At 34.2% G+C, this 19,881-nt stretch carries 16 protein-coding genes and 1 pseudogene; 15 read left to right on the top strand and 2 right to left on the bottom strand.

Features of this window, described 5'->3' with window-relative positions:
* Positions 1 to 259 precede the first annotated feature (259 nt).
* From KHA97_RS07590 to KHA97_RS07565, 6 genes are all read left to right on the top strand, one after another.
* Entirely contained in the window at positions 260 to 1,027 is a 768-nt protein-coding gene (locus KHA97_RS07590; RefSeq protein ID WP_213124081.1) for a sulfite exporter TauE/SafE family protein, read from the top strand.
* A 187-nt stretch (positions 1,028 to 1,214) separates the two neighbouring features.
* Positions 1,215 to 1,886 (top strand): glycosyltransferase, encoded by a 672-nt coding sequence (locus KHA97_RS07585; protein WP_213124080.1) that lies wholly within the window; start codon positions 1,215 to 1,217, stop codon positions 1,884 to 1,886.
* A 175-nt stretch (positions 1,887 to 2,061) separates the two neighbouring features.
* Complete coding sequence (locus tag KHA97_RS07580) at positions 2,062 to 2,832, top strand: sulfotransferase (RefSeq protein ID WP_213124079.1); 771 nt, start codon at positions 2,062 to 2,064, stop codon at positions 2,830 to 2,832.
* Positions 2,833 to 2,997: 165 nt separating this feature from the next.
* A complete protein-coding gene (locus KHA97_RS07575; RefSeq protein WP_213124078.1) occupies positions 2,998 to 5,322 on the top strand; it encodes a YheC/YheD family endospore coat-associated protein in 2,325 nt (774 codons plus the stop codon).
* Positions 5,288 to 6,628 (top strand): YheC/YheD family endospore coat-associated protein, encoded by a 1,341-nt coding sequence (locus KHA97_RS07570; RefSeq protein ID WP_213124077.1) that lies wholly within the window; start codon positions 5,288 to 5,290, stop codon positions 6,626 to 6,628. The genes KHA97_RS07575 and KHA97_RS07570 overlap by 35 nt, the downstream gene beginning before the upstream one ends.
* Positions 6,625 to 7,941: a YheC/YheD family endospore coat-associated protein gene (locus KHA97_RS07565; protein WP_213124076.1), complete on the top strand. Its 1,317-nt coding sequence runs from the start codon at positions 6,625 to 6,627 to the stop codon at positions 7,939 to 7,941. Before KHA97_RS07570 ends, KHA97_RS07565 begins: the two co-directional genes overlap by 4 nt.
* Positions 7,942 to 8,236: 295 nt before the next feature.
* Here KHA97_RS07565 and KHA97_RS07560 read toward each other — a convergent pair whose 3' ends face one another.
* Positions 8,237 to 8,638: a hypothetical protein gene (locus KHA97_RS07560; RefSeq protein ID WP_213124075.1), complete on the bottom strand. Its 402-nt coding sequence runs from the start codon at positions 8,636 to 8,638 to the stop codon at positions 8,237 to 8,239.
* A 224-nt stretch (positions 8,639 to 8,862) separates the two neighbouring features.
* Between KHA97_RS07560 and KHA97_RS07555 the strand changes: the two genes are divergently transcribed.
* Positions 8,863 to 9,603: a YheC/YheD family protein gene (locus tag KHA97_RS07555; protein WP_213124074.1), complete on the top strand. Its 741-nt coding sequence runs from the start codon at positions 8,863 to 8,865 to the stop codon at positions 9,601 to 9,603.
* 89 nt (positions 9,604 to 9,692) lie between these two features.
* On the opposite strand, the gene KHA97_RS07550 is transcribed toward KHA97_RS07555, so the two are convergent.
* Positions 9,693 to 10,406, bottom strand: coding sequence for a glycosyltransferase (locus KHA97_RS07550; RefSeq protein ID WP_213124073.1), 714 nt, complete (start codon positions 10,404 to 10,406; stop codon positions 9,693 to 9,695).
* A gap of 241 nt (positions 10,407 to 10,647) precedes the next feature.
* Between KHA97_RS07550 and rfbA the strand changes: the two genes are divergently transcribed.
* The 8 genes and pseudogenes from rfbA to KHA97_RS07515 all read left to right on the top strand — a co-directional run bounded on the left by rfbA (position 10,648) and on the right by KHA97_RS07515 (position 19,678).
* On the top strand, positions 10,648 to 11,517 hold the full coding sequence (gene rfbA, locus KHA97_RS07545; RefSeq protein WP_213124072.1) for a glucose-1-phosphate thymidylyltransferase RfbA: 870 nt from the start codon (positions 10,648 to 10,650) through the stop codon (positions 11,515 to 11,517).
* Between the two features lie 27 nt (positions 11,518 to 11,544).
* Positions 11,545 to 12,261, top strand: coding sequence for a putative nucleotide-diphospho-sugar transferase (locus KHA97_RS07540; protein ID WP_213124071.1), 717 nt, complete (start codon positions 11,545 to 11,547; stop codon positions 12,259 to 12,261).
* A gap of 102 nt (positions 12,262 to 12,363) precedes the next feature.
* Positions 12,364 to 13,656: pseudogene (locus KHA97_RS23925) on the top strand (UDP-glucose dehydrogenase family protein); the annotation flags it as partial.
* 42 nt (positions 13,657 to 13,698) lie between these two features.
* The gene (locus tag KHA97_RS23920; RefSeq protein ID WP_233713415.1) at positions 13,699 to 14,433 is read left to right on the top strand and encodes a YheC/YheD family protein; all 735 of its coding nucleotides are present in this window, start codon (positions 13,699 to 13,701) and stop codon (positions 14,431 to 14,433) included.
* Between the two features lie 146 nt (positions 14,434 to 14,579).
* Positions 14,580 to 15,437 (top strand): hypothetical protein, encoded by an 858-nt coding sequence (locus KHA97_RS07530; protein WP_213124069.1) that lies wholly within the window; start codon positions 14,580 to 14,582, stop codon positions 15,435 to 15,437.
* A 574-nt stretch (positions 15,438 to 16,011) separates the two neighbouring features.
* The gene (locus KHA97_RS07525; RefSeq protein ID WP_213124068.1) at positions 16,012 to 17,103 is read left to right on the top strand and encodes a YheC/YheD family endospore coat-associated protein; all 1,092 of its coding nucleotides are present in this window, start codon (positions 16,012 to 16,014) and stop codon (positions 17,101 to 17,103) included.
* 11 nt (positions 17,104 to 17,114) lie between these two features.
* Positions 17,115 to 18,503, top strand: coding sequence for a Mur ligase family protein (locus KHA97_RS07520; RefSeq protein ID WP_213124067.1), 1,389 nt, complete (start codon positions 17,115 to 17,117; stop codon positions 18,501 to 18,503).
* Positions 18,504 to 18,562: 59 nt separating this feature from the next.
* Entirely contained in the window at positions 18,563 to 19,678 is a 1,116-nt protein-coding gene (locus KHA97_RS07515) for a YheC/YheD family protein (RefSeq protein ID WP_213124066.1), read from the top strand.
* Positions 19,679 to 19,881 lie beyond the last annotated feature (203 nt).

The following is a 19,881-nucleotide window of genomic DNA, read 5'->3' as shown; positions in this document are numbered from 1 at the left end:
TTTTTATTTCCGGGTTAAATTAATAAATCTTATAGAATTAGTAAATAACACGTATCTGATCAATGATTCATTATTATGGATAGTACTTTTGCGAATGGAGGCCGTTTTTCAGCAAATTAACTAGTCCAACTTAAATTCATTTTACATACTCTGTAAAAAGATAAATCACTAATAGCAAGACATGTTTTAAACGTTATTTACAATCTGTAAACATATTTAATCCGATGAGTCTGATAAGAACTCGATTGGGGAAGTGAAAATGGAAATAGGAATTATTGTTATGGGATTGGTTGTTGGATTTTTAGTTGGTTTGACTGGAGTAGGGGGAGCATCACTGTTAACTCCAACATTAATGCTAATAGGGATAAACCCTGTCGTAGCTGTTGGAACCGACCTTTTATATAATTCCGTAACAAAATTGTTTGGAACAATCCAACATTGGAGACAGAAGACTATCAAAGGTAGGTTGGTTTTGTATTTGTCTTTCGGAAGTATTCCTGGTGCGATAATTGCTATCGTATTACTAAAGTTTTTTGATTTTTATTTTCAAAATCAGGAACAGATTATCAAGCATTCTATTGGGTATGTTCTCGTTTTCGTTGCAGCTGCAATGATTTTTCAAAACTTTTTTAGTAATCACTTTAAAACTGAAATTAGGGAGTCAGATCCAATAAAAGGAAAAAAAAGGCTAACCATAGTGGTTGGTTTCTTATTAGGGTTTATCGTTGGACTTACATCGATTGGGTCAGGATCTTTATTTGCACTTGCATTTGTGTACATTTATCGAATAAGAGCATCGAAAGTCGTTGGAACAGATATTGCTCATGCATTTGCATTAGTCACTGTTGCAGGTTTACTACATGCAGGTCTTGGAAATGTAGATTATCTGTTGGCGGCTAATCTTTTAATAGGATCAATACCCGGAGTTATACTAGGAAGTAAACTTTCAACAAAAGTACCTGCAAAACCACTTAGAATTATTATAGGAGTGATTATATTCATAAGCGGTATAAAACTTATATTCTAGTAAAAATAGCTGAATATTTTGCGTAAAAGGGATAGCAAGCTATTCTTGCTACTGAAAATGTGAGCTTTTATACTGTCACCTTGCTCAACACGATAATATATTGGAAACGTCAAAAAAAAGTACACTTTTCTGATAAAACAATAAATTCAAGAAGGGCAAAAAAATTAGTTGAAAGGAGAATTGCAGTTTGGTTTCTATTGTTACCTGTACGAATAAACCGTTACTAATGGATAATATATTTAAAAATTATTCACGCCAAGATTGGGATAACAAGGAACTGATCATTATTCTCAACCGAGATGACCTGGAAATTAAAGAATGGGAACAGAAGGCCAATGAGTATTCTGATGTTTCTGTGTTTCAACTTCCTGAGAAAGTTACTTTAGGACAATGTTTGAATTTTGCAGTTAATCAAGCAAAATATGATATTATTGCAAAATTTGATGATGATGATTATTATTCTCCGTACTATTTAGCCCAAGCAATGCAAGTATTTCAGGATAAACAGGCTGATATCGTAGGTAAATCAAAAATTTTTACTTATTTTCCAATGAATAAAACTCTGTGTATCCGAAAAGCTGGCATGCTAATTGGTGGGGGGACCATTATTTTTAAAAAAAGAGTCTTTGAAACCGTTCAGTTTCCAGCAAAAAATACGGGAGAAGACTCGAATTTTTTAAGAAATGCAAAAAAAAATGGTTTTATTATCCATTCAACAAATCCATATAATTATACCTATTTAAGAAAGGACGTTAATGACCATACATGGAAAGTAACTGAAAAAAAACTTCTAAAAAAGTGTTCTAATTTAATGAAAACGGATAATTATGTACCTCATGTTATTCAAGCTCCCAATTGAGTATTTTATTATCGTGGGGTATATCAAAAGGAGATATTCTAACAAAAAAATGAATAAAAAAACTAGAAATATATTAGTAGATTACTATAGATCATATTACCTTCTCTAGAAAAGTTTGAAAAAATTTTTTTTGGGATCAATAGATTTTCAAACCTTAGAAAGTGGAGTGAAATAGATGGATGTTTTGATTTCTGCAGCTAATCATCGTTCAGGATCTACGCTGTTACAGCGAATATTTAATGTCAGAAAGAAAACATTAATTTGGGGAGAGCATAATGGAGTTTTAACAGATTTTTGTAAAATTCAAAAGAAGCTAAGCAATTTTTCAAGCAAGTATGAAAAACAAAGAAAATATTATTTTAATGAAAATGAAAATCCATCTAATTGGATTGCTTGTATGTCCCCATCCAATAAATTTATTAAAAATGCCGTTCATCATTCAGTGAAAGCTTTTTTAGATAATCTATATGAGGAACATAGTAAAACCCATGATATCATCGGGTTTAAAGAAGTAAGATACGGTCCAGCTGAACTGAAATTATTTAGAGAATGCTATCCTAAAACTAAAATTATATTACTTGTTCGTGATCCTAGAGACGTATGGAAAAGCCATTCCAAGAATTTAAGAAAGGAAATGTATAATAATTCCATAGATGAGTTTACACAGAAATGGATAGATCATGTAACATATTATATTGATTTTGCAAAAAAGGATCCTGAAACGTACTTTCTAAAGTATGAAGACATTATCGAGAAAAAACCGGAAGCTGTAAATATGCTCTTAGATGTAGCTGATATCACTATAGAAGAATTGAATAGTGTACTAAATGTTAAAATAAGTGGTGGTATTAAAAAGGGAACGACTGATCCAAATACTCTACATCATATTGGAATAAAATGTTGGAATGTTATGGAACAACTAAATTACCCTTTGGATAAAATTTGAAAAAAGGTGACAGCTGGTTTTCTAAGTTAGCTGTCATCTTTTTTCAAAAATATATAGATATTTACATCATGAAGTAATACAGGCTTTGCCTATACACTTTCTAAAGGGAATGAATATATATTTTATGATTAGGGACATAATAATTCACTCTAGGAGGCTCAGGAAATGCAAAAGGAATCCGTCGGGATCTTACTTTCCAAGCGGGAATGGAGACGGTTAATCCGCAATACTGGAAAGAGGGATGGATATATTTATCAATACGCTAAAAAAGGTGAAGAACTCAAGCTTAATATATTATTTTTTACAATACAAAATGTTTCTATAAATGACTTTAGGGCAGAATCGATTAAAATCGATGGAGATTCAGTATTCAAAGTTGGAAAGGTGGATCTTCCGGAAATCATCTATAGTACAAAGAAATATAACAAAAAAGAAAACATAAAAAAAATAAGGAAGCTTTCCCAGCATCAAGATTTACACATCATAAATGAACATCATTTAATAAAAAAGGAAGATCTATATGAATTAATTAAATCGTATTCAGTATTCGATAAATATATGGTAGAGGATGATACTAAGGAAACTTCTTCATCTACTATTTATTTATTGGGACAAAAATTATCAGATGGGAATTGGCAAATACCGGTTCTATTCGGCAAGGATGTAAATAATCAGAAATATTCGTTTTTGAAAGCAATGGAAATCGCAGTAGGAGAGAATAAGGTTCAGGAAGAATCGGAGGAAGAATTAAGGAAGGTTGCACAAGAAATATTAAGGATCATTCAATATTATTATCCAGGGATTTATGAAATAGGGCTTGAATTTATCATCACTAAGTCTGGAGAATTTCAATTAAATTCACTTTGTACCGTGAGAAGCATAATAAATGACCTTTCTGATTGGAATCCTGAATTATGTAAAAAAATTATAGAATGGCCAATCGAGCTGGCAAAGGACCTCATTATGAAAAATCGTGAAACGGTAGAGAATGAAATAGAACCAACCCCCTATGAGTATTCATTGCTTCCCGAAACAGACAGTGAACATTCAAAGGATTTAGATGAACAATCGGTTAATATCTGGGTAAAATTAAAAACATTTGATCATGATGAGATGATCATTAAGCTGCCAAAGGGGATTATCTCCTCTGTCCGGAATAATGATTTAATGACCATATTATTCGGAGTTAAAGAAGAAACATGTCGTCTTAAAATAAATGAAGAGTCGGTTGTTTTACGTAATAACTCTTTTAATTTTCCCGTTGAAATCTATTTATCTACTTCAGCTGTAAAAAAAATGCACATTCCTACTGATTTAGTGTATCAATTTAAAATTTCTAATGGGAAAATCGTTTTAGGACCTTCAATTGGCTTCCTATTAGGTGAAAAAAATCAGAATTATAACCTTGAATATATGAGAAAATATGAAGACCGCTTTGGAGAGTATGAAAGATATGGAGGATTAGTCATTGCTTTTTCCCCGCGCTCTATAGACTGGGATGAGAATATTGCTTATGGCATGGTCTATGATCCAGTCGCAAAAAGTTGGAGATATGATTCAGCTCCAATTCCATCTACATTATTCCGCAGAAATTTCCATCAAAAACAAGAGCGGATTAAACGGTTAGTTGAAATAACTAATAATAAATTGTTCAATTCCCACCACTTTAAGAAATCCGACCTTTATTTATTAAGGGAAGAACCAGAAATAAAAAAACATTTGCCTACCACTCATTTATTAAAAGATAAAAATGACATCTTGAAACTAATAGATTTTGTAAAAGTAAAACAAAAAATCATTATTAAGCCTGTTCACTTATCCCGTGGCCGTGGAATTTATATTCTTGAATATGAAAATAACAACCTAGAGAGGTTTATATTATCTGATTTTAGTAAAAGTATTCGAGTTCGACATTTTTTTAATGAGGCTAAATCGTTAGAAGAATTATTGAATCGGTTAGATGTAGTCAGCCCAAACTATTTGTATCAAACTTTTATCCCGCTGATTAAGGTAGAAGACAGGCCATTTGATGTTCGGGTAGTCATGCAAAAATATGATCCACAAAACTGGAGATGTTCTGGTATAGAGTGCAGAGTAGCTGGTGAGAATCAGGATCTGACCAATATTGCCCGTGGTGGAAAAGCAATGACCTTGGAAGAAGTGATCCAAGAGTCAGGTAAAGATTTTTCGTATACAAAGATTCAAAAAAATATAGTAGAGCTTTGCCGAAGATTTTGTCAATTAATGGACAAAAAAGAAGGTCATTTTGCTGAGTTTGGTTTAGATATTGCATTGGATGAAGAAGGGTTCCCGTGGATACTCGAGGCAAATATTTATCCGAGTTTCAAAGGGTTTAAAGCGATGGACTATAACATGTATTTAAAAATACGATACCAGCCTCTTTTTTATGCTGTTTGTTTACAGGGATTTAAATTGTTAAAGGAGGAAGGTATAGATGAAGTTTACAATCATAACCAATTATACATCTAGCCATTCTATCGCCCTTCATTCTAAAGTTTTGGATAAGTTATCCGTCTCTGAGTTTCAGTTGATTAACGTAAAGTTTGGAGTGATAGAAAAAAATGCAGTAACCCTGCTCAAGCATCAGGAAGAAGAATCGGTCATTCATATCTCAGCTGATCTTTTTACCGGTTTTTTACTTCCAGAATTTCTTGAATATGAAGTAACAATCGAGGAAGAAGCTTTATTAATCGGTCCTATAATTGGTCTCTTCATTTTAGGAAAGTTCGATGAAATGACGAGGCAAAGAATGAGAATCTATAAAAAATATTTAATTGATTACGAGCATTTAAACGGCCTTATTCTCTTGGTAACATCTGATGGAATTAACCAAGAGAACAAAATCGTAAATGGTTTTGCTTATAATCCAATTGAAGAAGAATGGATGAAAGGGACTTTTCCCTTTCCTTCAGTTATCTATTGTAGGAAGACAGTGAATAAAGTTGAAAGATTGATCTTAGAAAATCTAATTGGTAATAAATATTTTAACTCTCATGTTTTTAATAAATGGGAAATGTGGCAGTGGCTCTCTACAAATGCTGAATTAAGAAAATACTTGCCGGAGACCGGTTTAGCAGTGAATCTCCAAGAAGTAAAGAAACTATTAGACGAAAGTGGATGCATCTTCTTGAAGCCTATTTCAGGCATGAAGGGATCGGGAATTTATCAGTTGACGAAAAGCAGTCAAGAATATACGTTACAGTATCGGTTAAGCGGATTAAACATGCTCACAGTGTTAGATAACTGGGAAGCAGTAAAATATTATTTGGAAACAGAATTAAATCTAAAAAAATATATTTTTCAAAAAGGAATCCAATTACTGAAATATGATGATCGAGTTATCGATTTTCGAGCAATTGTCATTAAAGACCGCAATGGGTCCTGGGCTGTCCCTGGCATGGTAGCTAAGTATGGCGAAAAAAAAAGTATCGTCAGCAACATATCGAGTGGAGGATCTGCAGAAAAGTCATGGGAAACTTTAAGTGAAATGTATGGTGGAGATTTCAAAGAGGCCTATAAAAAATATAAAGAAATGGAGCAAATCTCCATTTTGTGCTGTAGATTATTGGAGAAAAGAGGGATCCATTTGGCCTATATTGGAATTGATATTGGTATGGATGAAGATAAAAATCTCTGGATTATTGAAATCAATAATCGGTCTCCGGATATGACCATTGCCCTTGATGCAAATGATTCCCAGCTTTATTACCAAACAAAAGCAGCACCGTTACACTATTCAAAATGGGTGGCAGGCTTTAGGGGTGAATTGAAATGACGCTTTATAATATCATACTAGGAAACTCAAATGAGCCTAATATATGTTTGGATGAAAACACGGCGAAAACGTTTGGAATCGTAGATAACGAAAGGATATTTATTTCATATGGAAAGAGAAAGACTGAAGCGGTTGTAAATATCAAAACATTAAGCGACCGATATACAATTCAACTTAGTGATTGTATTATACAAAAGCTGTTGGTTGATACGATAGTAAAATATGAAATTTTGTTTAAAAACAAAGAACTTATTATTGGTCCTTTAATCGGAATCCTTTTAGGAAAGCATGAACGAAAATTAAAAGAAAACTTGGAGCGATATCTAGTTTATACTTTAGCTTACAAACAAATTAACGGCGTTCTTTTTGTTTTTAGTGAAGACCAAATGGATTTTACTAATGATAAAATAACAGGTTATGTGTTTGATCCTGAAACTCATAATAATTGGAGAAGAGTTGTATTGCCTTTTCCTGGTGCGATTTTCAGAAGGATTGAACTTTCAAGAACTACTTTTCAAGCTCTTTCTTCAAAAATGGGTAAAAGTTTCTTTAATTCTAGTTATTTTGATAAATGGGAGTTTTGGAACTTGCTTTCCCAAAATAAAGAGTTAAGGGGTTATTTGCCTGAAACAACGAAGAAAATAAATAAAGAGTCTTTGGATACTTTCCTAAAAAAGTATAATGGGGTTTATTTAAAACCAAAAAGTGGTTCAAGGGGAAAAGGAATTCACTATATCGAGAAAAAGGATCATTATTATCAAATGATTAAGAATTATGACGACGAAATACGGTGTATGTCTGAAACTGAAATGATAAAATTTCTTTCAAATCACTCATATTATTTGTTGCAGCAGCCTATTAGACTACATGCCTTTGAAGATAGAAAGGTGGACTACCGGGTTATTTTGCAGAAAAATGAAACTGGGTTCTGGCAGTGTACAGGAATGATCGCAAGGTTTGGAAAAACACATGCCATTTCCTCAAACTTTAAAGCAAGCGGTTTTGCAAAAGAGGCGGTAGAAGCACTGAAAATGCAATTTGGTTATGATGAATTAAAGGCCTTTCAAAAATATCAAGAAATCATACGTGTATGCTGTAAACTCGCTTTCCATATTGAAAAGGATGTAGGTGCCTATGCAGATTTTGGTATAGACATTGGGATTGATGAACAGGAGAAAATTTGGATAATCGAGATCAACAAAAGACATGATCATGACTTTCCGCTGATGATAAAGGATCGAAAAATGTATTATCATGTTAAGTCAAATCCAATATTATATGCAAAGCATGTTGCAATGAGTTCCCTTTCTTAATTGCTAATCGGCTTAGAAGGAGATTTGCAACATTTTAATTTAAGTCAAAAAGAAAGCTCTAACTTAAGGAAAGTTAGAGCCATTTTTTTTATAAACAAAGTATAAGTTTATTAGCAGTCTTATTGATAGAACTAAGATTTTAATGAATAGCCAGCCGCCATCGGCTCGAGGTCCAATGGTTTTAAAAGCCAAAGTCATAAAGTAGACTTTTTCCTTCTCATAAAATATACCTGTCGCCAATAGGCGGGCGTCTTGCGGTTTTCTTTAGAGCTACCGATCCGATATTAGTTAGATGTTATGTGTTTATAACTGCTCCTGCAAAATCTCCTGTGCTAAATGTAAATTTTGTATTCGCATTAGGTCCAACTCCTGTCGCTTGAAGTTGGTAGGTATGAATCCCTGTAAGAGGCGCCTTATCACAACAAGTAAAAGCAGTAGTGAAAGTATCTACGCTAGCAGGATGATCGGTTGCAGTGCAGATTACTTTTCCATCATCACGTACAAAACTGAACTTAACGTCGTTAGAGGTATTTGAAGCAGACCAAGTTGCATAAGCTGTTAACCAAACTGTGTTACTACTCGATTCAACATTTAGGGTTACAGTCGCAAGTGTTACAGTCTGATGGCCAGTTAGAGAATTTGGTAGAACCTCATTACAATCAAAACCAATTAGTAAGCCAGGTTGAAAAATCCCCATTATTTCCCCTCCTTTCGTTTCATTCATAATATGTATATTAAAATGACGAAAAGTCGGACTAGGTGTATTCCTGTTATTTGCTAAAATAGTCAATTACATATATTATCTTAAATCAAGCAATAGGGGAAAGGTACAAGAAAATGCCCCCTCGTTTAAATAGGATAGTAACAACGATAGAGGTATATGTTTTTAAAGCTTCTTAATATACAAAAAGGGGAAATGAAATGAGCGTTTCTGTTGGGAAATGGACAAAACATAAACTGATGACACGAGAAGAGGAACTTTCTAGGCACTTGCCTGATACAAAGTTATTAACTGAAGAGTCGTTATGGAAAATGTTAGATCAATACGGCCAAATCATGATTAAGCCTTGTATTGGGTATCAAGGGAGAGGGGTTATCCAACTATCTTCTTTGCCAGATGAGAAAATTGAGATTCATAGCGGATATCAAAAAACTATCTTAAATGGAAAGAGGGAAACTTATCATTTCTTGAAGGAGAACCACATTTCAAAAAAAAAGCGCTATGTCGTACAGCAAAGAATCCCTTTGGCAACTATCGGGGAATCTCCATTTGATATTCGTGTAATGGTGCAACGAAAAAAAGATTCTCCCGAATGGAACGTCACGGGTAAACTTGTGAAAGTTGCTGCAAATGGCTTTGTTATTACAAATGCCGTTAAAGCTGTTTTGACTGTGGAAGAAGCGTTAGAGAAATCAACACTAAGCAATGACCAAATTGAGGGACTATTAGTGAAATTAGATCAGCTATCCTTAAAAGCGGTTAAAAAACTTACAAATGATTATCCAAAAAGGCTAACGTTTGGCATTGATATTGGGGTTGATCAAGCAGGTAAAATATGGATTATCGAAGTGAATCTGGCACCGAATATTTCTATGTTTAAAAAGCTGGCTAATGGTGATTATGAACGGATAAGAAGTTATAGAAAAGTGAAGGTTCAATAACTCAGACTAAATGATTATTAAAAATACCATAAAGGCTCTAACTTTTCATACAGTTAGAGCCTTTATGGTACACACATCGTTTTTAAAGTTTATGAATCGTTATTACTTCCAAAAGCTTTCGTAATAACAGGAATATAATCACTTATTTTTCCTATTATTTGGCTTTTTTGTTTTAATGTTTTGTTAGAGCGCTTATAAGTGTGAAAATTATTATTTGCCCTTCTTATATACACATAGTTATATCTGCTCGTTGTATGGATTTTGACGTTATTTCTTTTGCACATAACAACGAATTTGCTATCTTCACCAGAGCCTTTTATTGAAGGAAATTTTATTTTTGGATAGATTTCCTTCCTGAAAATGAGTGTTCCACCTTTAAGCCCACTCTTGCCTGCTTTATTTTCACTTCCTAAAATACGCAATGTTAATAGGTTATCTTTTTCAAAATACATAAAGGATATTCCTTTACCTACTAATTGAGCATTTGTTGTTGTAAATATTTCCATAGCTTCAGTTAAATAATACGGAGAATAGTAGTCATCATCATCAAATTTTGCGACAATATCATATTGAGCCATTTCGATTCCAAAGTTTAAGCAATCCCCTAAAGTCTTTTCTTCAGAAAGCTGGTAGATAGAAACATTTTCATAACACTTTGAGCGTTTCTGCCACTTCTCAATTTCCATATCATCTTTATTTAAAATTATGATTAGCTCTTTTTTTTCCCATTTTTGTCTTTCAAAATTCTCAAATATGTTGTTCATCATATTGTCCCTAATGGTACACGCAATTAAAGAAACCATCTCGATTCCTCCTAATCCTCATATTTTTATATTATGAGGTCTTGGGTGTGACGTGATTCATTTTGTAAATCTGTATTCTACCCTAAATTTAAGGAAGAATGATAGAAACCTATCCATAAAATTTGTAATTGAATACTATGTAGGACAACAGATGTCGGATCGATTGAATATGATTTTTTGCTATGTTATTGGGAAAATACCGCAGAACAAAAGAGGGTGAAAGGAAGAAAGGAGGGGCAATTTGAAAGGGATTATTGTTGCTGGAGGAACTGGGACAAGACTTAGTCCTTTAACTAGGGTAATTTCCAAGACATTGCTGCCTGTTTATGATAAACCGATGATTTATTACCCGCTTTCTGTATTAATGCAAGCGGATATAAATGAAATTTTAATCATTACCACACCAAATGATAAGCCTAAATTTATAGAGTTATTAGGAGATGGTTCACAATTAGGGCTTACTTTAAGCTATGAAGCAGAACCATCACCCAAAGGTATTGCCCAAGCTTTTATTATAGGAGAAAAGTTTATAGGTAACGATAATGTTGCCTTAATACTAGGTGACAATATTTTTTGTGGGTATGATCTGCCTTCATTAATAAGTAATGCTTTGAAAAGGAAAACAGGTGCAACTATTTTTGGTTATTTTGTTCGTGATCCTGAGCGTTTTGGAGTAGTAGAGTTTAATGATGCTGGAAAAGTAATTTCCATCGAAGAAAAACCAATAAATCCGAAATCAAACTATGCAGTTCCAGGGTTATATTTTTATGATCATCGTGTTGTTGAAATCGCAAAAAAACTTACGCCCTCTGAACGAGGGGAATTAGAAATAACTGATGTAAACAAGGCCTATCTAAATATGGACGAATTACATGTTGTGCTTATAGAGGAAGGACATTCTTGGTTTGATATGGGTACACATTGTTCCCTATTTGAGTCGGCACATTATGTAAAAGAAATCGAAAAACATCATAACTTGAAATTAGGATGCATAGAAGAAATTGCGTACAAAAAAGGGCATATCTCAAGAGAGCAATTAGAATTATTAGCTAAGCCCTTATTAAAAAGTGATTATGGAAAATACTTAATGAACTTAGTGAATACGAAATAAATTCGTTCAACTTAAAGGAGAGATGGAATGATTCCCTCGTATGAATTTTCTCTTACACCTAACAGTAATATGGTGATATGTTGTTTAGCAACAGGTAAGAATCATGAGGATTCACTTGATATTATGAAACCAACCGTCGAATATTACGGAAAGCTTCATAAGATTGATACTTTATTTTTTAAAGAAAAGCTGCTTCCAAACGAAACGGCTAAAAAACATAAAATAATATTATTATATAACTTATTAAAATTCTATGAAATTGTAATGTGGATGGATTCTGATACCATCTTTGTAGATCCAAGAGTAGATATTCGTAATGAACTAAATACCGATCATGTAGTCTATATGACAAGTTATTTTGGAAGGGTGCCGCTTTTTCCAAACTCTGGTGTTATCGTTGCGAAAAGGGACCCGAGAACACTAGAAATATTAGAGGAAGTTTGGAAATTTAAGAGAAAACATCGTCGTGGATGGTGGGATCAACAAGCTTTTTTAGAACTACTCGGTTTTAAAAATAATTATGTTCGTATTCTCTCCTATGATGGTCCTACGAAATATTCATCGCTTATCGGAGAGTTGCCTCTTAAATGGAATAGCCGACCAAATCGAAAAGATGTCGCTAAAAATCCACTTATTATGCACCATTGCGGGTTGGATTGGGGGTTACGGTTAAAAAGAATGAAAAGAAGCTATCGACAATTTTTAGAAAATATTAGGGGGAATAAAGCTGATAGTGGAAAATGAGTGCCATTATATTTGGAGGCACCATCGATATTCGGTTAATAAGTAAATCATATGAATGAAGGGAGCTAACTTTCATCCAAGTTTGTGAGGGGATCGATCAACATGAGGAATGTTGCCATAGTAGGCACGGGATATGTGGGTTTAGTTACCGGTGTATGTCTCTCAGAAATCGGGCACAATGTGATTTGTATAGACATAGACCAAGAAAAAGTAAAGAAATTAAAAGCTGGAAAGTTATCTATCTTCGAGCCAAATTTAGAAGAATTAATGATAACTAATATTGAAAGGGGACGTTTAAGCTTTACATCTGATCACGCGGAAGGCTTTAAGGATTCGGAAGTCATCTATATAGCAGTTGGAACTCCACAAAAGACAGATGGATCTGCAGATCTAACTCATATTGAACAAGTTGCAGTACAGATCGCTCTTCATGCAAAACGTGATGTCATTGTAGTGACAAAGAGCACGGTTCCAGTTGGTACAAATGAAAGAATTAAGGAAATAATCCATGAATATTTAGTATCCGATATAAAAATAGATATTGTTTCAAATCCTGAATTTCTGAGAGAAGGTTCAGCTATACATGATACTTTCAATGGGGACCGAATAGTTATCGGGGCAGAGTGTGAACACGCCGCTACCATCATTGAAGAAATCAACAAACCTTTTCAAATACCAGTTTATAAAACCGACATTCGCAGTGCCGAAATGATTAAATATGCATCAAATGCATTTTTAGCAACAAAAATAAGTTTTATTAATGAAATTGCAACTATATGTGAACATGTAGGTGCGAACGTTGAAGATGTCGCAATTGGTATGGGGCAAGATTCACGCATTGGTACTAAGTTTCTGAAAGCAGGAATTGGTTACGGGGGATCTTGCTTCCCAAAAGACACGAATGCCCTTTATCAAATAGCGGGGCATAAGGATTATTCATTCCACTTATTAAAAACAGTCATTGACGTGAATAACAAGCAGCAAACTCTTCTTGTTGATAAAGCGAAGAAACGATTTGGTTTTTTAAAAGGTAAAAAGATAGCCGTATTGGGTTTAGCATTTAAACCAAACACAGATGATATCCGTGAGGCAGCATCGATCTTCATTATAAATAGATTGATAGCGGAAGGAGCGGGGGTAACTGCTTATGATCCAATCGCAGTTAAAAAAGCAGAGAGAGTATTGCGGCCTGAGGTTCAATTTATGAGCAATATCGAGAAAGCCATTCATGGAACAGATGCAGTATTCATTGTTACTGAATGGAGAGAAATTATTGATTTTCCATTAAAAAAATATGTAGAGCTAATGAATCGTCCTATTATTTTTGATGGTAGGAATTGCTATTCGTTAAATGAAATGAAGAAGTTTCCAATTGAGTACTATTCGATTGGAAGGCCGATTATCAATGGAAAAACAACTAATAAGGGAGATACACATATGAGCGTTTCCGTTGGGAAGTGGACTAAATATAAGTTGATTTTAGAAAACGAAAATCTTGCACCTTATCTTCCTGAAACTAAATTATTTTCAGAAGGATCACTCTGGAAAATGATGGATCTGCATAGTGAAATTATGATTAAACCAAGCTTTGGTCACAAAGGAAAGGGAGTTATTCAAGTAACCTCATCCGATGAGGAAAAATTTGAGATTCAAGCTGGACTAAACAAAACTACTATTTACGGAAAAAAGCCATTGTTTAAATATTTAAGGGAGAATCATTGCTCTCCTAAAAGGCAGTATATCATACAGAGATGGATTTCATTGGCTAAAATTGATGATAGTCCTATTGATATTCGGGTAATTGTGCAACGTAAAAGAAATTCTTCAGAATGGATTGTTACTGGTAAACTTGCAAAAATTGCAAGGGACGGTTTTATCATAACAAGTGCGGCAAAAGAGCTTGTACCTGTAGAAGAAGCTATTGAAAGATCATCTTTAAACTCTCAGCTTATACAAAAATTAATATTTGAATTGGATCAGGTTTCTTTAAATACAGCTAGACAATTAGAAAAATATTATACGAAAAGCCGCCTTATAGGGCTTGATATGGGAATTGACCAAGAAGGTAAAATATGGATTATTGAAGCAAACTTGACGCCGAATATTGCTATGTTTAATAAGGTTGAGGACAAAAGTGACTATGAAACAATAAAAAGTTATAGAAAGGGTTAAAACAATTAGAGTTAAGCTCTCCGAATAGGAATGGTAGGTTAGCATAAAAATGAAGGCAAGAATAATAACAGATTTAAAAATCAGTCGCATCGGAAAGTTAATTAAAAAAGCTTTTCCTTAGCCAATCGATTCTAAAGGAGGTAAAAATGTCTAACTCACTTAGCTCTTTAAAAGAACAGTTAGACCAAGTTGAAGAATTTTTTCAGGAAACTGCTCATGAAACTCGAATAAATTCGGAAAGTGATAAGCAAAAGCCAGAAATAGCATTTGCTATTTCTTTTAAGAGTAAGAAGGTTTCCCATGATTGGCAAAAAGTTCAAGACAACTTGGGCTTGACATTAAGATCATTATTAAACAACACAGACCAAAATTTTCGTATTATCATTGCCGGACATGAAAAGCCAAATATTGAGGAACTAAATGATAAAAGGATTACATGGTTATCTGTAAAATTCCCTCCCCCATTAAATGCCAGAAGGGCAACTAGGGATAAACTTCGCAAACGCATGGTAATTGGTGCATTTTTAAGAAAAAATGGGTTTTCTGGCTACTTCATGCCTTTGGATGCGGATGATTGGATACACTATCGGTTCGTGGAATATATACGATCACTTCCTATTTCTAATGCATTGATAATAAATAAAGGATTTATGGTGAATGTATTACAAAGTGAGATTTGGAAACAGGATCAATTTTATAAATATTGTGGAAGTAGCACAGTATTTAACTTTTCCAATGGAGATTTTCCAAAGTCATCTAAAAGGTCAGATATAAATAAAACGGCTTTTAAATGGGCTACTAAAAATCATGTTAAAGTTCGGGAATTCGTGAAAAACCATACTTTGGTTGATTATCCGTTCGTTACCTATATTCTAGCGCATGGAGACAACCTTAGCATTATTCAAGGATTAAGAGATAATCGGGCATCTGCGGAACATCATAATGGTGTTGGGGAAGAACTTGGAGATTGGATTTATGAATATTTTAAAGTCTGGAAAGAATGAAGAAATACAGGAAGGTAAGCTTCTATGGAGCTTACCTTCTTTCACGTTTTCATAGGAAATTATAAATTTAAAACGTTGTGGGTAACTTCATGAAGATAATTTCTGTCTAGCGCAAGCAGCCAGAGACTAGCAAACTTTGGATGTCTGTTTGCGTAAGTCAACATCGGCTCGCCTTTTAGGCCTTCCTTTATCTACTCAGAACGCTAAAAAGTTTATACGTCGCTAATCAGGCACTTCTGCTTTTATTCATAATCCTGTGTAATAAATTTAATAGTAAAAGTCATTCGCCGTTACAAAGTATCATTACTCAGCATTTAATAGAATAAGGAACGAGCTTATTTATCACAGATTAACGGGGACCATACGAAGGTTCAAGGAATCGAAGAAACTTATGTGGGGAGTAAGGCAGCTAAGAACGCCATATCCTCAAAAAAGAAAATATTTTCCTTCGTGCAAGACCTTGCTACCGAAGCTTTCCTTATCCCAATGTTTAGTCTAAACTAGTACGTCCTGAACGTCAGTTCCCCCCACTGATTAAAGTTTCACTTGCTTTTATCGAACTGGAGGTTTTGAAATGGGTAATTCAAATATTGGAATCTTAGTAGATGGATTGATATTTAGTGGGATTAAGTATGGGCGTTCATATTTTGAACGGATTTCATTTTATGAAGAAGCATGTGAACAATATGGTTTGGTTCCATGTTTTTTTAGGTTACGTGACATCAATTTGAAAACTAAACAAATCATAGCATTTGTAAAAGAAACAAACGGAAATTATGTAAAAAGAGAAATTCCAATACCATCGGTCATTCATAATCGAGGTCTTTTTTTTACAAAGGGGGCAAAAGAAAAAATTAAAAGTCTTCAAGAAGCTGGAGTAATCGTTTTTAATGAAAGGAATCGCTATGGAAAGATGAAAGTTTATGAAACATTAATGCAAAATGAAGACTTGCGGCCTCACTTGCCTGAAACAGTCAAAGCCAGCAAGGGAAATTTTCAGAAGATGCTCGAAAAGCATGATCAACTCATTATTAAACCTAATAGTGGAAGTCTTGGTAGTGGGATTATCAAGGTAGAACGAATAAAAGATCAACCAAAATGGGAAGTTTCCTTCAACGGGAAAAAGGGTGAACCAAGTATTCAAATCCCATTTACAAATGAATGGCCGGATATATTAAATAGGAAGATTTCCAACAGCTATTACATTATTCAGCAGCGCATTCCATTAGCTACTTACGGCGGGAGTCCCTTTGACATGCGCGTTTCAGTTCAAAAGAATGGTTTTGGTGAATGGCAAGTAACAGGAATTGTTGGAAAGGTAGCGAAATCTGGTGGATTTGTTACGAATGTTGCCAAAGGAGGGGATTGTAAGCCACTTGAGGAGTTATTAATGGATTCAAAGGAACTTAACTATGACGAAGTTTATAAAAATATTGAGGATTTTTCCATTAAAGCAGTAAGAGTATTAGCTGAGCAGTTCCCTAATCTTGCAGATGTAGGTTTTGATATTGGCATTACACAAAAAGGATTTCCAATGTTTATCGAATGTAATGGAAGGGATTTGCGAATTACTTTTGGAAGAGCGAACATGCATGATGTTTGGAAAGCTACTTATGCCACACCGATGAGTTATGCGTCATATCTATTAAATTCCAAGATCGAATAGGGGTAAGTTTTATGAAGGTACTTAGAGTATCCGAGGTTTTAACAGCTATTAATGGTCACTTGACTCATGGTGACAATAATTTAGAAATTCATAATGTTTGTAGACAATTAAGAAACTTAAAGGATCATTCATTGTATTTCCATTTGAGTAAAAAGCTTATCGACCCAAGCTTACTCATTGGAAAAAGCCATTATGTGATTGTGACGGAAGATAATCGTATGGAAAGATATTTAGATTCTTCTTCTTGCCTCGTTTTAGTGGAGAATAGCAAGAATGCATTCTTGGATTTTATCGATTATTATCGGGGACTTTTTACGATCCCTGTTATCGGAGTTACAGGAACTTGTGGAAAGACAACGACAAAAGAAATGATCAAACATATTTTGAAAAAGGATTATCGAGTCCATGGTACCTACTCTAGCCAAAATGGTTTACATTTAAATTTACAATATTTATTGGGGATGGATAAAAATACAGAAATTGCAGTATTTGAGATGGGGGTTGCTTACCCTGGAAACATTCGAATAAGCGGTAGATACTTTAAACCAACAATTGGTGTTATTACAAATATAGGAGAAGCTCATTTGGAAGGATGCGGGACTTTAGAGAAATATGTGAAAGCAAAAGGTGAAATGTTAGAAGTTTTATCAAATAATGGAACTCTTGTAATAAATGGAGATGATGAAAACATCAAGAAATTATCATTGGAATCGTTCAAAGGAAAGGTGCTATCATTCGGAATAAATGACCATTCAGATTTCCGCGCGTCCAATGTAAAATATGGAGCTCATGGAATGCAATATCGTTTACATTTCTCAAATGAAATGTATGAGGTTTTTATTCCAGGATACGGTGAACACAACGTTTATAACAGTCTCTCGGCAATCGCAGCAGCACAAATCATTGGCATACCTATTGAAATAGGAATCAACAGATTGCGAGATTTTAAAGGAATGGAACGGCATGTAAAGACCTATAATGGCTTTAATGGTAGCACAATTATTGATGACACTTGGAGCTGTAACCCTAGCTCTGTAAAATCAGCAATTGAAGTATTAAAAAATATTTCAAAAGGAAAAAAAGAGGTCCTCGTTTTAGGGAAAATGCAGAGGCTTGGAAATCGATTAAAAGAACAACACGAAAAAATGGGACAAACGATCATGAATTATGGTGGAGTCGATTATTTAATAGCCGTTGGTTCTTCGGCCGCCTTAACAGGAGAAAGGGGAATTACATTGGGCTTGAATCCATCAAATGTATTTTTCGTAAATGATGCGAATGAATTAGAATCAATTTTAGACGGGATCAGTAACGAGGACATGATTATTCTTTTTAAATTTTCACTTGGAAAAATGGATCCCTCCTATCGCAAGGTTGTTGAAAAGTATCGTTTAAGCTAATTATTTCCTCTGTCGCGAAGGAGATAAAAATTTTTTTTGAACCCTAAGGATGTGGTTTAATGGTTTCAATCGGAATGCTCCACTATCGAAAAAACCCCGAGGAAGTCAAAAAGGCGTATGCTTTTGCAGCTGTATCAAAAATGGAAGAAGTCGACTTTTCTTATTTTTCCTATGGATGTGTAGATTTTGAACAAAGAAAAATTAATGGATGGGTCCATGATAGCGGGAAGTGGGTACAGAAAGAAATAGAGTTTCCGGAAGTGATTATTAACATTAGTTCTCCAAGGACGAAAAGGCAATCAGCTATTAAAAATAAATTAAAAGATATAGCCATTTTTACAAGCTATCCTGTCGGAAATAAACTGTATGTATATAATAAGATTCTAAATGGGGAAAAATTCGCCGAGTATTTAATTCCTTCTACTCAAATAAATAGAGGCCAAGATGTCTTGCCCTTTTTTCAAGAATATCAAAAGCTAGTAATAAAACCCCTTTCTGGCAATCACGGAAACGGTGTCATGTTCATTGAGAAAATCTCCGATGATTCTTACCAATTGACTGATGGCACTGTAAAAAAAATCTACAAAGAAAAGCTATTAACTGTGTTTATTAATCGTCTTATTCGCGAGAGAAAATATTTACTGCAACCATTTATTGAATGTAAAACGAGAGCGGGATTAACGTATGACTTCCGGCTGCATGTTCAAAAAATTGGAAACGGGGAGTGGGAAATAAACTTGATTTACCCACGAATAAGCGGGAATTCAAAAATGATAAGTAACATTAATAGGGGGGGGTATCGCGGAGAACTTGTACCATTTTTAATTGAAGAATTTGGTAACGAACATCTCGAAATAAAAGAGCTGCTAGAACAGTTTGCCCTAGCGTTTTCAACTCATTTTGATACACTATATGATCATCGGTTTGACGAGCTAGGAATAGATGTAGGTATTGACAAAGATCGCAAACTGTGGATTTTTGAAGTGAATTGGAGACCAGGCTCTAAGCACAGAGAATTTGAGGTTGCGAAACGGCTCATTCCTTATTGTATTTATCTCGCAAATAGGAGATCGGATCCAAGTAACAAGGGAAAATCACCTCCAAAGTTATTCCCTTTTCTAAAGTATCTCTTATCCTTTAAATCTTTGATCTATAACTATACAAAAAAATATTAGCATTGCATGATTCATTTAACCTCACTAATTTTCTGCTCTTTCAATTCTATAGAGGAGCCTTTTATTACGCTAATCCAAAAATTGATGGATGAAGCTTTAAAGGAGGTCAATACTTACCCGGTATGTCCTTAAAGAAAAACGTTCACTTTTGTTCATGGCACTTAACAAAGAGATCTAAATTCTATACAATCATTAATATAATA

The sequence above is a fragment of the Lederbergia citri genome (assembly GCF_018343625.1).
In the GTDB taxonomy this organism is placed as follows: domain Bacteria; phylum Bacillota; class Bacilli; order Bacillales; family Bacillaceae_C; genus Lederbergia; species Lederbergia citri.
Note: the sequence above shows the minus strand (reverse complement) of the source record. Positions and strands in the feature narration are given on the sequence as shown.